Raw genomic sequence first — 14177 nt, 5'->3', positions numbered from 1 at the left:
CCTCATCAATATCCATATATTCTCTGCAGCATCCGTATGGTTTCCTGCATTTGATTAGTCTCTTCGTATTCCGAATAATCTGTGTTATCGGCAATCCGTTTCATTTCCCGGAACATTCTCTTCTGCTCATTTCGCAGGTCATGTGACTGTGCATAGAACAGTCCGGATACCAGCAGTCCAAAATATCCTTCCGGGAATTCTATATCCTCCGGATACAGCTCTGCCCACTCTTTGGCACGGCGCATCACGGCATCCGGTATTTTCCGGTAGTCTGCACTCTGTGCATAAAAAGCATTACTTACACTGATATAGGACATGCGGATACTTTTCGACTGTGGGAAAGCCTTCAGATATTGCTGTATCGTCTCATAGGGTTGTATTTCCACTCTTTTACGGCTTGCCGCAGTGTTTGCGATGCATAGGCTTTCCACTTCCGCTGCCTCGCAGATAGTTCTCTTCTGGCAGATGATATGTGCCAGGCTCTCCAATTGTTGTAATCCGGAGATATCATTTTTCCTTGTCAGATACCGGATTGCTTCCCCTGCTGCTTCCATGGATATCCTACACATATTCACCGGATAGTCCCACTGTGCGAGGAGTTTCTCTATCTTGTCCCATTCCGGTTGCAGGTCTGCTTTCCGGTCTTTGTACAGCTTCAGATGTTGCAATCTGGCATAATTGTTACAGTAGAACTCACCCAGTTCCGGAAGTTCTCGCATTCCTTTTGTCATATCGCAGCACTTTTCCAGAAATGCACCATAGTTTTGCGCATCTTCTGCATTATGCAGTCCCACACAATATGCCTCCAGTACATCTACGGTTTCCTTTCGTAAGGGCATTTTTTCCGCAGACTTCTGTAAGTAGGTTAAAAAGCGTTCGCCACTCTCGAATAAATATCTGCTGTCCCCACGTTCTGTCTGTGTGATAGCGATTCTTCTCCATAATTCCAGTTCATACTTCAGAAAAATCGGTTCACTCCGCAGCAAAACGTCCTCCACTGCCCGGAGATCCTCCACTGCCCGCAGATTCGGTAGTAGTCCCACGTAATATTCAAAATAATTTAACGCCTCGGCAGGTGGTGTGACTGCCAGCTTCTGGAGCTTCCTGTTATCCGGCCAGTCTTCTAATGCCAGTGCAATGAAATGAGACAATTCCATGACTGAATTTGCCCTTGCCAGTCTGGCAAAACGCTCGATATCTCTTTCATTAATAGCATAAGATACAATGTATTCTTTGATGATATCCGGAAAGACCGGTTCTATGATCCAGGCTGTCTGAGGCATTGCTGCATATCTTTTTTCTTCGGCTTCATGAAGCTCCCAGGCTCTTTTCTCTTCTTCGGGAGTCGCAATACCGGCATTGACACGCATCCAGAGGTACATTTCCTCCGGATTGACATCCAGTTTAGCATAGCTTACCATATAGCCGAACCGGTCATCATCATCCAGACTGCGAAGCAGTTCCGCTGCTTCCCCGTGGCCGTTTTGTTCCAGCCTGTCGGGATTACTTAAAAGTTCCAGCACCGAGTCTTCTTTTTCTGTTTCTACCAGGGTGTCCATCTGCGCATACAGGTCGAGGAACAGATTCTCTGCTCCGGGGCGTGCACTTTTTTCATTAAAGTATTGTATCATATTTTCGCAATCTTCGCACAGATAATTATCACCGCGCCTGTCCGTAAGATTGAATCTGCCGATAGCGCAGGCCACCGCCAGCACACGCAGATAGGAATCCACCAGATCCTCCCGTCCCAGCAGGAGACTCCAGCGGTTCTTTTCTTTGTTCAAATATTCTGACAGCAGTTCTTCCGTGGAATTCAGCTTCATATGTCCTTCTTTGCTGAGCCATACTTCGATATACATGCTCAGATACAGTGGACGGTCACAGTCTGCTGCCACGGAATTGTGATAGCTTTTTTGTATCTCTTCTGCCGTTTTCTTTCTGTGTCCGATGCAGTTAAGGATAAATTCCGTTTTTTCCAAGAGGGGAAGATATCCTTCCAGATAGTTCTCTGTATAGACCAGTTCATCCTCTTCCCCCAGTTTTTCCAGATTCAATGCCTGTTCCCTGTAGCTCCCTGCTTCGAATTCCAGTCTCGCTTCAGAACCCATCCCCCGTTTCATGCCAAGCATCCAGTCATCGTCCGTAGTACGTCTGTGGCGCTCCAACAGGAGAATCCTGAGCTTATAAGGGGAATCATAAAACCGTTCCAGATATGCGGTAATGGTCTCCGCGCAGAGCTGTTCCTGTCCCAGTACATAATCAAAGATTACAACAGTATCTGTAAAAGGGGAAAATTCACGTACTGCATCAGCATTTTTCCTGGCAAAATACCCAAACCAGTGTGTCGGCATTTTCTTCAGCCATTCCAAAGCCAGACGGCTTTTGCCCATGCCGCCTTCTCCCAGGATCATCCACCAGGAAAATTTCTCATCCTCTTCCAGAAACTGCGTAAGGGTCTCCTGTTCCTCCTCTCTTCCGGTGAATTTCAGGAATCCATTGGCGAAGTGCATTCTTCCGAAAGCAGAGGTGGCAGTTCTGCGCTCCTGATACGGATTCACAGAGATCAGTGCAGGCAGTCCCACTCTTCGCTGCAGCCGAAGCAAGGAGAGTTCTTTCAGAAATTGCGGAAGATCCCCATAGTCTTCTCCGTAATAGATCATCACTGCATTTCCCGGCAGCTGTGGTGCAGTATCCCCCTTTTTCATCAGGTAAAAGTAGGGAATGTCCGAAGTTCCCAGTTTTTCCATTGCAAATGACAGAAACCCTGCCAGATTGGGGTCTTCTACGGTCCCTCCACAGCCTACGATGACGATGGGGTAGGTACTGAGAAGATTCTGTATAAATTGTGCGCCACTATTGTCCAGAATGCTCTGGTACTGGGGTCCGTCCGCAATGATGTCATCTATCCCGTTTTCTCTGTCATATCTTCCATGGAGATGGATCACTTTATTTCCGGTTTTCCCGCGGATCACAGACAGGATATCTGCCGGTGTCGTATAGGAGATGCCGGTACTTCCCACGGTCTCTTCTAACTGCAGGTCGTAATTTGTCGTGGCGATCAGGTCTCCTGCCCGCCAGATTTTTTGCAATGCATCCTGAAAGGTTCTGTCCACAGGATGCAGGGCTCCCATGGTCTGATCCATAAATTCTGTGTAACATCCTGCGGCTTTCAGTCCTGCCAACAGATATGTGGCTGCATCGATCAGTTCACCGGTGCTCCATGCGCCTATCTTTTGCTCCAGCTGCGTCTGCTCCAGTACTGTCAGGTACTTTTTCCCCTCCAGGATCCACCTCGTCCAGCTCAACTGATGTGCTCCAAGGGACATGGATGCCCCGGCACCACATAAATATACGATTTTCGGGCTTTCTGTCACCGCGGACATCAACTGCGGATAATTTATTACAGATATTGCGGACATCCCATGCACCCTCTTGTCTCATTATTCTCTCACTTTATTTTTCACCAGCATCCAATAATATTTCATTTCCTCACTTCTGCCATACAACAGGAAAAATATCGCATGAAACAGGATCACAGCCACGGTTCCCGAGGCCAGCAAATTTGGAATCGAGCTCCATCCGACCATCGGGCGGATGCAAAGTTCCGTCATCCCAAGGCTTCCCAGCAGTACCAGCAGGTGTTCCACGGTTTTCCCCACATACTGTCCATACGACATATCAAACAGTGGTTTACACACGTATTTCGGGTAACTGTACAGGTAGACGATTCCCATGCTGATGATCGTTCCGAGGAAGACACCTGCTGCCCCCATCAGCTTCGCCAGCACAATGGATACCACCAGATTGATCCCCGCCTCCAGCAGGGGAATTCTCCGGTCTTCATGGAAGATGCCGGCCGCCTCCTTGAAAGTATTCACGGAGGCCCGCATGCCATCCAGATAGAAGCTCACGGTCAGTACAAATAATACGTTTTTATCGAAGAGGAACTCCTCACCCAGCCACAGTACGATCAGTGGCTGCATCACGGCATACATTCCGACGGTCACGCATCCGAAGCACCAGAAATTGATAAAATCAATTTTGCGGTAAATATCTCTGTTTTTCTCCGGATTGCTGTCTAACAGGAAGTTACCCACACTGTTGGTCAGGATCTCGAAGATCCGCACCAGAAGTGCCCGTACTCCGGATATCACCAGATAATAGTTCGTGTAGAGGTTCATCACCTGCAACCCAAGGACACCGGTGATCACGATACTGTCACTGCCGGTGACCAGCATTTTTCCGATCTTATGACAGAACAGTCCCTTTACCTTGACAATGATATCCTGCCGGACCTCTTTTTCCACCGGTTTCACATTTTTTTCTTTCGTGAAAGGATATTTCTGCCGGATATACAGGGAAGTCAGCAGATTGGGAATGATCTTACCTAGTGTCTTAATGATCAGGAACAGAATATAGCTGTTGCAGAATAACAATGCTCCGATCTGCAGGGCGTTCTGTATCACATATGTCACAAAATAAATAGCATCCGGTATGTAATTTTTCAGGTCTGCATAGAGCAGGGACTTTTTGTATGCCAGAAAATAGGAGCTGATACAATCCGCCAGAAATAAAGCATAAATCAGGTAAATGCTGTCAGGGATCTGTGTATCTCCCACTAGCCGGGGAAGCAGCAGTCCCACCGGAATACCAATGAGCAGTACCACACCGGAGATCACCAGATAGCAGCGTTTGTAGAACATTAACAGGGAATTGATCTTCTCCTCATCCCGTTCCGCTACCGGACGATACATATGGTAGATAATGGCCGTACCGATTCCCAGGTCTGCCAGTGACATCATGGAAATGATACTGCTGAACAGTCCGTTGATGCTGTTATATTCCGCCCCTTTGGTGGCGATCAATGTCTTCTGTACCACAAATGCAGTGATCAGAAATACGGCATTTGTCAGAAAGGAAGTCATGACATTGATAAATGATTTCTGTGTTCTCTTCATCGGTTACCCTTCTTTACAGGCTTTCCATAATGCAATGTATTGTCTTGTAATATTTCCCAGAGAATATTCCGGGAATTCTTCCATCGTCTCCGGTTGTGTCAGGGCATAATTCATCTGTTTTACCCAATCCACTACCGAATAGGGATCCTGTACATAGACAGCCTTCCCCTGCGTCACTTCCTCCAGGCAGGATTCCCGGGTCATTACGACCCGCTTGCCCTTCCGCATGGCTTCGATAGGTGGCATGCCAAAGCCCTCAAATACACTGGGGAACAGGAACAGGCGACAGTTCTCATACAGGCTGTCTCGCTCGGCATCGGATACGAATCCCGTCAATACTACACGGTCCTCTATCCCGTATTTTTGCAGGATCGTGTTCATTTCCCCACTGTTCTGTCCCACACCGCTGAGCACCAGTTTTTCATTGCCTGCCCATACACTGAGGACCTTCAGCACCGTTTCTATATTTTTATGAGGGAGTAGGGAACTCACACAGTAAAAATATTCATCCGTCCGGATGCCATACTTTTCCGCCAAAGGGGCGAAATCGCAGGTCTTTCCTTCCGTAATGATCGGATTATATATGGTCTTCACTTTTTCTCTGACCTTCGGATAATGCCGGATCAGATCTTCTTTGCAATAATCGGAGATCGTTACAACTTTCCGGGCACTCCGGCAGGTGTACTTCCAGGCATAGTGCAGGAACATGCGTCTCGCCTTGGAGAAATACTGCGGATAGTGCAATGCCTGCAGATCATGGATTACAGCCGCATAGGGAATACTTCCACGAGTTCTCGGCTTACTGTATACCGGAATAAACATGACATCTACTCCTGCCTTTTTCGCATAGGTATCCAGATGGAGATTCTCCCACAGAATGCGCTTCGGCTGTCTGGCGCAGTTTACCGGGCATCTCTCCAGATGCATGTGTGAACATTTCTCATAATGTTGAAACGTATCTGCGTTGTCCTGCGCCACAAATAATATATAATGGTTTTCCGTATCATATTTTGCCAGACCGTTTAACAGATTGCGGATAAATGATTCCGTGCCACCGCAGATACCGGGTCTGACCCATAAAAGATCCACTCCTATATACATGCCTGTCCGCTTTGCCTCCCGAAATTTTCTTTTTTGCGATTCCGCAGGTTCCTCACTTTTATACCGGCATGACCGGCCTGGTATTCTATCCCAGGATCAGCTTCGCCGCCTCGATCACTACGCATTCGATCAGATACCATCTGCTGTATCCATTGATTCGATAGCAGTACAGATATCTGTCCCGGATCCGCTTCCTCGCCGCCTTCAGGTCTTTATGGTTGCTGGCACCTCCCATGTGGAAATTCGCCAATACTTTATCTACGGTGACGATCTGTTTTCCCAGTTTCCGCATCTGGAGGAAGAATCCATAGTCATCATGAATGCCCAGCTGGCGGAAGGGATATTTTTTGTAACATTCCGCCCGTACAAAGGTCGTAGGATGATTCCAGTCTCTGGAGGTCTGGAACTTTCTGGTTCTTGCTCTCTTGACAAAGGTACTGCCGTCTGCCTTATGCATTCGTATATCGGCATACATAAGATCACATCCCGTCTTCCGGAATGTCTCTACCGCTGTCTGGACCGCCTCCGGCTCGTACCAGTCATCACTGTTGATAATGCCGATAATGTCTCCGGTAGCATTGCGGATTCCTTTATTCATGGCATCGTAGATCCCGCCGTCCGGTTCGCTGAGAACGTGATAACGGATACCCTTCGCCTCTAGCCTGGAACGGTAGGATTCTGCGATTTCCACGGTCCGGTCCCTGCTGGCACCGTCTATGATCCAGTATTCGATGTTCGTATAGGTCTGTGCCAGTACGGATTCTATCGTATGAGCCAGCGTCTGCTCACTGTTGTAGGACACGGTAATAATGCTGACCAGTGGCTCTTTTTTCTCTTTCTTACCGGCATTCCGGGCAATGGTTAATGTTCCGAAAGCCTTCCTTGCCAGTTTTCCCAGCTTTCCCGGAAGATAAAACGCCATTTTAACGAAAGGATTCATCCATCCTGCGTGAAGCATATGGTGACCGGAAGTCTGTGCCAGTTCAAAGACCATATCCGGGGTACTGCGGTAAGTATCCTCCTGTGGCCAAAAGAGTCCTCCCTCTCCGGATTCCGCAAGAGTTCTCAGATACTCGCATAAATGGTCGATTCGAAGCACGCTGCGTTCATTGTGATAAGTAGGAAACAGAGGCAGTTTCTGTGCCATTTTGACCAGTGTCTTATAATTTCCCTTGCAGCCGGAGCCGTAGATCATGGGAAGTCGCAGAATTGCCAGGCGGGTACCTGCAGACTTTTCCCCCACAAACAGCCCCTGAAGTTTCTTCTCCGCCTGCCACTTGCTGTCTCCGTAGAAGTTCGAAGGTGCCGGTTTCGTATCCGCGGCGATCCGTACCGGCTTCCGGCTGTTACTGCTGTCTCCGTAGACAATGATACTGCTGAAGTAGATATACTGTGCAACCCCGTCTGCAATAGCTTTCCTGGCTGCTTCCACGGCCAGATCACAGTTGACAGCATAGTATTCCTTTTTCTGCTCCTCTGTGAGACTACTGATATCCGCATGAGCTTTTCCGGTGACATTCAGCACACTGTCGTACCCGGACCAGTCCCTGTTTTTCCAGTCGGTTCCCTTCAGACTGACAATATCTGTCTGATATTGTCCGGGATATTTTGTTGTAAGGTAATTATGAAAAGAAGTGCCAATATAGCTATTGGCACCCAGAATCAGTATTTTTTTCATTTTTTATCGGAATTCTCCTTATGCATTTTCATGCTCCCGGTGCCACCTTCCACGACACCATCCTGCCTGAGTACACTTACAAAGGTACCGAAAAAGCAGCGAAGATCCATACCCGGACCATATTTTTTCACATAATCACCGTCGAGTTTTGCCTTGACGGGAATCTCCAGTTCATCTCTGCCATTGATCTGCGCCCATCCGGTGAGTCCGGGAAGCACATCATTGGCACCGTATTTATCCCGTTCCGCGATCAGATCATACTGGTTCCAGAGCGCCGGTCTCGGTCCCACGATGCTCATGTCCCCTTTGAAGATATTGAAGATCTGCGGGAGCTCATCCAGACTGGTGCGACGCAGAAATTTTCCGGTTCTGGTAATATACTGCTCCGGGTTGCTCAGCATATGGGTCGGCATGTCCTTCGGTGTGTCTGTCCGCATGGTGCGAAACTTATAAATCTGAAAATAGCTTTTATGGATGCCTACCCGTTTCTGTGTGAAAAGGATTGGTCCCGGAGAGTCCAGCTTGATGGCAACACACAGGATCAGGAGAATCGGTGACAACACAAGAATACCAATGCCGCTTAACAGGACGTCAATGGTTCTCTTTATCGGTGTATAAGTACGGATCCGCTTCTGCGTTGCTGTCGTCATGTATCTTCTCCCTTCGTGTTGCTCTTGCCCTGTTTCCCTGCCCGGAAACCATTCGTACTACTCTTATCAGGATGGGGCCATCGGCTACTCTTCTGCCGGATGATAGGTGGTTACAATTTTTTCCACTGCTGCCCGGATGTCACTGGTCTCATCCATAGCCTCCCGTTCCAGTTCCACCAGCTGGCTGCGGAACACTTCCTCATCGAATTCAATGGGTTTGCCGATGAAGATCATCTTATTGGCTGTTTCCTTCAGTCCTTCTTCATTCATCAGCAGTTCCTCATACATTTTTTCACCGGGACGTAAGCCCGTAAATACGATCTGAATATCCTCCCCGACACGATAGCCGGACAGTTTGATCAGATTCGTGGCCAGATCCAGAATTTTCACCGGTTCTCCCATATCCAACACGAAGATCTCTCCGCCCCTCGCATAGGCTCCCGCCTGAAGTACCAGAGATACTGCTTCCGGAATCGTCATAAAATACCGGATAATATCCGGGTGGGTCACAGTCACGGGACCACCCTCGACGATCTGTTTCTTGAACAGCGGGATCACGCTGCCGTTGCTCCCCAGTACATTACCGAACCGGACCGCCACATAATTGGTCCGGGAGTTGCGGTTCATGGACTGGATCAGCATCTCACAGAGCCGTTTGGAAGCACCCATGATATTCGTGGGGTTTACCGCCTTATCCGTGGAGATAAGTACGAATTTATCCACTCCGTACCGGTCTGCTGCCTGTGCTACCTTATAGGTACCGAATACATTATTTTTAATAGCCTCGTGTGGGCTGTCCTCCATGAGCGGCACATGTTTATGTGCAGCTGCATGATACACGATATTCGGTCGATATGTCTCGAAAATGCTGTCAATACGCTCTTTGTTACGCACAGATGCGATCAGTACCACCAGATCCAGCTCCGGATACTTGCGGATCAGCTCCTGTTGGATGTCATAAGCATTATTTTCATAGATATCCAGGATGATCAGCTGCTTCGGATGATGGGCTGCCAGCTGTCTGCATAGCTCGCTTCCGATAGAACCGCCGCCTCCGGTCACCAGTACGACCTTACCGCCGACATGTCCCAGCACTTCCTCCGTATTGATACGAATCGGCTCTCTGCCCAGCAGATCCTCGATCTCCACTTCTTTCAGGCTGGATACGGAGACATCCCCATTGATCAGCTGATAAGTTCCGGGAATGGTCCGCAGTTTACAGCCGGACTCCTTGCAGATATCCAGAATCTCTTTTCTCGTCTGCACGCTGGCAGAAGGAATTGCGAAGATGATCTCATCAATACTGTATCGTCCCACAGCATCCAGAATACTCTCTCTGCCGCCAACGATCGGCACGCCACGCATCAGTTTGCCGTGGCATCCGGGCTGATCATCGATAATACATTTGGCCCGCATACTTAAGTAACGGCTGTTCTCGATCTCCTTGAGGATCATATCGCCGCCGGCTCCGGCGCCGATGATCATGACATTGACACAATGTTCCTTGCCCAATAGATTCATACGTTTGTTATTGATCAGACGTAAGATACGATAGCCGAAACGGATACAGCAGATGGCCAGTGTCAGCAGGAAAAAGTACAATACTGAATAGCTTCTGGGCATCCGGTTGTCTGTAAATTTGCAATAGACGAACTGCGCCAGTGACGCGCAGGCAGTTGCCCCCACGATATTGACCAGTTCATTGGCACTGGCATAACGCCATACGCTGCGGTACAGTTTCCATATTACGAAAAATATCAGAGTTCCTATAATATTCGGGATCAGGAGGTTTTCACAATGTTTAAAAAATAGAGGATCAATATCCTGAAAAGAAAAATCATACCGGATATACAATGCTGCAAAGGATACCAGCAATATGGACATAATATCCATGATCACCAATGCAATGATCCTTTGAAGAGGAACTTTTGAATTGTATTTATTCTCCATCACAGATTGCCTTTCTCCAAGCGATGAACAACAGGGTGATCGTCAGACTGGATACTCCCCAGGAATACTCCAGTAGGCCGAATGCCACCGGAATCAGCACGAATAACTGTGCCGCTGCTGCCGCAGGATCTTTCTTTTCCGCGTAGGTCTTGCCCAGCCTTATCAGAGACCACAGCGCCAGAACTGCAAATACGATCATCATCGGAACGCCGAAGTCCGTACCGTATTGCAGGAAAATGTTGTGTGCATGTCCCACCCAGTAGTGCTCGTGCAATTGGAATCCCTGTTCGGAATAGGGATGTCCCGTCAGATTCAACTGGCTGATATAATATTTGTAAATGGTGCTTCGCACCAACAGAGTATCCGTATCCTGATCCGACCGCAATACCGGAATCTTGTTCGCCGGAATCTCGGTCTGTGCTTCTGCAGCTTCTGCCTTCATGGCAAACGGAGAATGCTCCAATGCATTCTCAAAAGTTTCGAAAATTCTGCCCAGAGCGGCATCCAGATATTCATCGATATCTACGAATTTTTCCGAGTTCCAGGGATCCCAGGAATGAACCTTTCCCTCGCTCCACTCTCCCCAGAACCATACCGGATGATGGAACACCGGCGGCAGATATCTGGTAGCGCTGAAGCAGATGGGGAATGTCAAAATCACGCACAATGACAGTGCCATCAGATTCTTGAACCATTTTTTATAACTTTTCAGTTTACAGATCATCCACAGGAAGCCACCGATCATCAGAACCGCCACCACCCATCCGGTGCGCCCTATGGTCAGCAGTTCGAACGTTAACACCACACCGGCCCCCAGCCAGTAGTACAGGCAGATCCATTTGCTGCACCGGTTTTTCGTCACATACAGGATTTTGGCAAAGACTGCTGCCAGTACTTCCAGGTAAAACAGGGCATTCAGGTTCGGGTTGTTATACATTCCCTGATATCTTACGCTGTCATAAGGCCGGAACACACAACAGAATCCCTGAAACACGAAAAATCCCAGTATGATACCGTTCAGGCATCCCTGAAACAGATCTTCTCTTTCCTCGGCGGTATAATCTGTCAGATAGAAACAGCCGAACATCACCAGATAGCAGAGCGGCCAGATGTAATCGCTTCTGGAGAAGATCATCAGAAACATCATCACTCCCCACACTGCCAGAAATTTCTTCTCAAGGACAGGATATTTTTTCTCAACGGCCACACGGATCACCGTATGGATCAGGGCATAACCGGTCAGGAACACTGCCAGCGCTGCCGACACTCGACCGTTCACAAAAGGATCAAACGAAGTTACTCCCACTACATAGGCAATCCCCACAGCTCCACCCAGAATCGTCCAGAGCAGATAAGGAAGCTTATGTGCCCTGATCTCTCCCCATTTGCAGTGGGACAGCAGTATCACTGCCATAATGCTGCCGGTCATATTGCGGAAAGTCTCAATATAGCCCTCTCTGCCGGAACCGGTCTTGGTTCGCTGATCGATCAGGCAGAACATGAAAAAGCAGAGGGTATATACTATCCTCTTCCATGACCATATATGAAACGTCTTGCCCTTTATTGTAAAGTCCATTTTGCTATCCTCATTTTCTTTGCTGTCATTGCATACTCTTCTATATTTTAAACAATTTACGGTATAAGTACAAGCTTTTCTTTATCGGTCCATAAATTCTCATTTTCATTAAAGTATTTCCAAATCTGAAAGGCACCGATATTCCACCGATGCCTTCCCTACAACGCAATATGTATCTTCTTCTCCACTATTTTCCGGGCCGCCTCTGCACAGTCCAATGTAATCTCCCGATTGTCTATATCGTAGATTTCAGCTCCAAGGATTTTGATGATTCCATTGTTGCCGGCATGCAATATTGGCAGTAATTCCTCTGCTTCTGCTGCGATCCCTTCATTGTATAATGCCTGCACCGGTTTAGGGGTGCTGAACAGAATAACGCATTTTCCCCGGTATCTCCGGTTCACCCGTCTGAAAGAGGCATCTATTTTACCTGCGGCGCCTTTATCATCTGTAATTACGCAAAATTTTTCCTCTTCTTCCGGCAATTTCACAAGAACATGCAGGCATACCGCAAGCATTTCTTCCCCAAGGTTGTCTCCGGATTCCTTATTTTTTCGCACCCCGGAGAAAAAACGCGTGTAAAAGTCCTGAGTGTTTTTGCTTTTCTCTTCTACTATATTTCGAAGTCCCTCATCTTCAAGAAGTGTCTTTGCTATTGTACTTACCGGACTGTTGATCATCCGGATTGCCCAGATCAGATAATTATTCACCTGTTGTCTGGAAGCGAAGCAGCTTTCCATAATATCCTGTAATTATTCTCCCGTCATCCCGGCTACCACCGTCACAGATTCCTTCCCATAATACTCCGCGCAGGCCGTATTTACCCACACATAGCCATTCTCGGGCTGCAGATCGGTATACATGAGCAGTTCCACATAATTCAGCGGTCGGAACACCGGATTTTTCACGGAATCATCCTTCAGCACCGTGATCCGCTCTTCCCAGCCGGCGCCGTAGGCCTGTGCCCAGCCGTTTCTCCACATGCGGTAGGCACGGTAACTGGTGGTGCTCTGGACATTGCCGAACAGAACGACTGCTGCCAGAAGTGCCCCCGTCACTGCAAAATAACGCAGGAGGTATTTCTGTGCCAACAGGTCTGCCTTTTCGCTCTTTTCCGCTTTCAGAACCCGCTTTGCGATCCAGCCACACCAGTACAGTACATTGGCCACCATCCACAACACATAGAAATACCACAGGATAGCTCCCTGCCTGCCGCCGCCCATGGTGCCGTCCACGTAGATCGTTGCAGTAGCCTGGGAGGCATATACTCCGAAGGTCAGCGCAGTAAACAGGCCGGGGAAGCGAAACTCATAGTTCATTTTTCTGACCGCTTTCCAGAAGAAAGGGATCAGCAGAACCAGTAGCAGCAGGACCTTCAGATTCGTCCAGCTGATAATATTCAGAAAAGTTCTCTCCAGGGACAGCCAGATGGCCATCAGCGGGGAAGTGGCTGTGCTGCCGCCAAAATTGCCGTTGAGTCTGGTGGCTGTCAGCGGAGAAGTCACACACATCAATACGCTGAGTGTCTCTAACAGAGTCACGATCCAGGTCCGGCGAAATGCATCTTTACGGCAGATCAGGAATAAGATCTGCAGACAGATCAACAGGCACATGGTGGATACGCTGGTGGAAAAATTGTTACCACCCACCAGAATCGCCAGCAGGCAGGCCAGCACGGTAAGCACAACCCGCTTTGCCTTGCCGGTCTCGCGAAGCGCAATTTCCAGATACAGTGTCAGCAGGACCAGTGACAAGCTATACACAAAAGTGTAATTCACCGAACCGTTATACCAATAAAAGCTTTCCTCCGGATAGGGGCAGTAAAGCACCTGGAGAATTGCCATGGGAATACCGATGGGCAGGATCAGCCAGCGGTTCTCCTTTGCCTGGCCCGCAATGCATTCTCTGAGCAGCAGGAACTGGGACAGGATCACGGAACCGATCATCAGATAGGGGGTGATCCGGTAAAAATGTTCTCCAAATGCCGCAGGCTGCAAAGCCGACAGAATCAGTATGGAAAATCTGGCTTCCCACACATTTTGTGCCAATGTCTGGTATATCGCATGAAATACACCGGTGATTCCTTCTCCGGCCTGCATTGCCCGGTACATATATTTTCCGAAAGACCAGTCATCCGCAGAGGGATAATCGTATTTTGCGATCGTAAACAGCGGCCACAGGATCACCGCCAGTGCCAGGATCCACGCGATGTGGATCAATACCATTTTCTTTCGTTCTGTCAGTTTCATTGGTATAAAATATCC

The 14177-nt window shown here is 48.4% G+C and carries 9 protein-coding genes; all 9 read right to left on the bottom strand.

Features of this window, described 5'->3' with window-relative positions:
• Positions 1-5: 5 nt before the first annotated feature.
• Positions 6-3419 (bottom strand): SIR2 family protein, encoded by a 3414-nt coding sequence (locus ACLTOH_RS02870; protein WP_412223298.1) that lies wholly within the window; start codon positions 3417-3419, stop codon positions 6-8.
• A 21-nt stretch (positions 3420-3440) separates the two neighbouring features.
• Positions 3441-4958: a lipopolysaccharide biosynthesis protein gene (locus ACLTOH_RS02865; protein ID WP_412223297.1), complete on the bottom strand. Its 1518-nt coding sequence runs from the start codon at positions 4956-4958 to the stop codon at positions 3441-3443.
• 3 nt (positions 4959-4961) lie between these two features.
• Positions 4962-6059: a glycosyltransferase family 4 protein gene (locus tag ACLTOH_RS02860; RefSeq protein WP_412223296.1), complete on the bottom strand. Its 1098-nt coding sequence runs from the start codon at positions 6057-6059 to the stop codon at positions 4962-4964.
• 85 nt (positions 6060-6144) lie between these two features.
• Positions 6145-7737, bottom strand: coding sequence for a glycosyltransferase (locus ACLTOH_RS02855; protein WP_227733363.1), 1593 nt, complete (start codon positions 7735-7737; stop codon positions 6145-6147).
• Complete coding sequence (locus ACLTOH_RS02850) at positions 7734-8387, bottom strand: sugar transferase (RefSeq protein WP_227733362.1); 654 nt, start codon at positions 8385-8387, stop codon at positions 7734-7736. Before ACLTOH_RS02850 ends, ACLTOH_RS02855 begins: the two co-directional genes overlap by 4 nt.
• 84 nt (positions 8388-8471) lie before the next feature.
• Complete coding sequence (locus tag ACLTOH_RS02845; RefSeq protein WP_118731180.1) at positions 8472-10337, bottom strand: polysaccharide biosynthesis protein; 1866 nt, start codon at positions 10335-10337, stop codon at positions 8472-8474.
• A complete protein-coding gene (locus ACLTOH_RS02840; protein WP_227733361.1) occupies positions 10327-11913 on the bottom strand; it encodes an O-antigen ligase family protein in 1587 nt (528 codons plus the stop codon). The genes ACLTOH_RS02845 and ACLTOH_RS02840 overlap by 11 nt, the downstream gene beginning before the upstream one ends.
• Positions 11914-12071: 158 nt before the next feature.
• Positions 12072-12653 (bottom strand): hypothetical protein, encoded by a 582-nt coding sequence (locus ACLTOH_RS02835; protein ID WP_227733360.1) that lies wholly within the window; start codon positions 12651-12653, stop codon positions 12072-12074.
• Between the two features lie 12 nt (positions 12654-12665).
• On the bottom strand, positions 12666-14162 hold the full coding sequence (locus ACLTOH_RS02830) for a DUF6056 family protein (RefSeq protein ID WP_412223294.1): 1497 nt from the start codon (positions 14160-14162) through the stop codon (positions 12666-12668).
• Positions 14163-14177 lie beyond the last annotated feature (15 nt).

Origin of the sequence: Waltera sp. (genome assembly GCF_046969025.1) — a bacterium.
In the GTDB taxonomy this organism is placed as follows: Bacteria; Bacillota; Clostridia; order Lachnospirales; family Lachnospiraceae; genus Acetatifactor; species Acetatifactor acetigignens.
The sequence above is the reverse complement of the archived record's forward strand: the minus strand, read 5'-3'. Positions and strand labels throughout refer to the sequence as shown.

Bases quoted from the DNA above. Each gene is read 5' to 3' on its own strand.
- ACLTOH_RS02870 (WP_412223298.1), bottom strand. From the start codon at position 3,419: ATGTCCGCAATATCTGTAATAAATTATCCGCAGTTGATGTCCGCGGTG.
- ACLTOH_RS02865 (WP_412223297.1), bottom strand. From the start codon at position 4,958: ATGAAGAGAACACAGAAATCATTTATCAATGTCATGACTTCCTTTCTG.
- ACLTOH_RS02860 (WP_412223296.1), bottom strand. From the start codon at position 6,059: ATGTATATAGGAGTGGATCTTTTATGGGTCAGACCCGGTATCTGCGGT.
- ACLTOH_RS02855 (WP_227733363.1), bottom strand. From the start codon at position 7,737: ATGAAAAAAATACTGATTCTGGGTGCCAATAGCTATATTGGCACTTCT.
- ACLTOH_RS02850 (WP_227733362.1), bottom strand. From the start codon at position 8,387: ATGACGACAGCAACGCAGAAGCGGATCCGTACTTATACACCGATAAAG.
- ACLTOH_RS02845 (WP_118731180.1), bottom strand. From the start codon at position 10,337: ATGGAGAATAAATACAATTCAAAAGTTCCTCTTCAAAGGATCATTGCA.
- ACLTOH_RS02840 (WP_227733361.1), bottom strand. From the start codon at position 11,913: ATGGACTTTACAATAAAGGGCAAGACGTTTCATATATGGTCATGGAAG.
- ACLTOH_RS02835 (WP_227733360.1), bottom strand. From the start codon at position 12,653: ATGGAAAGCTGCTTCGCTTCCAGACAACAGGTGAATAATTATCTGATC.
- ACLTOH_RS02830 (WP_412223294.1), bottom strand. From the start codon at position 14,162: ATGAAACTGACAGAACGAAAGAAAATGGTATTGATCCACATCGCGTGG.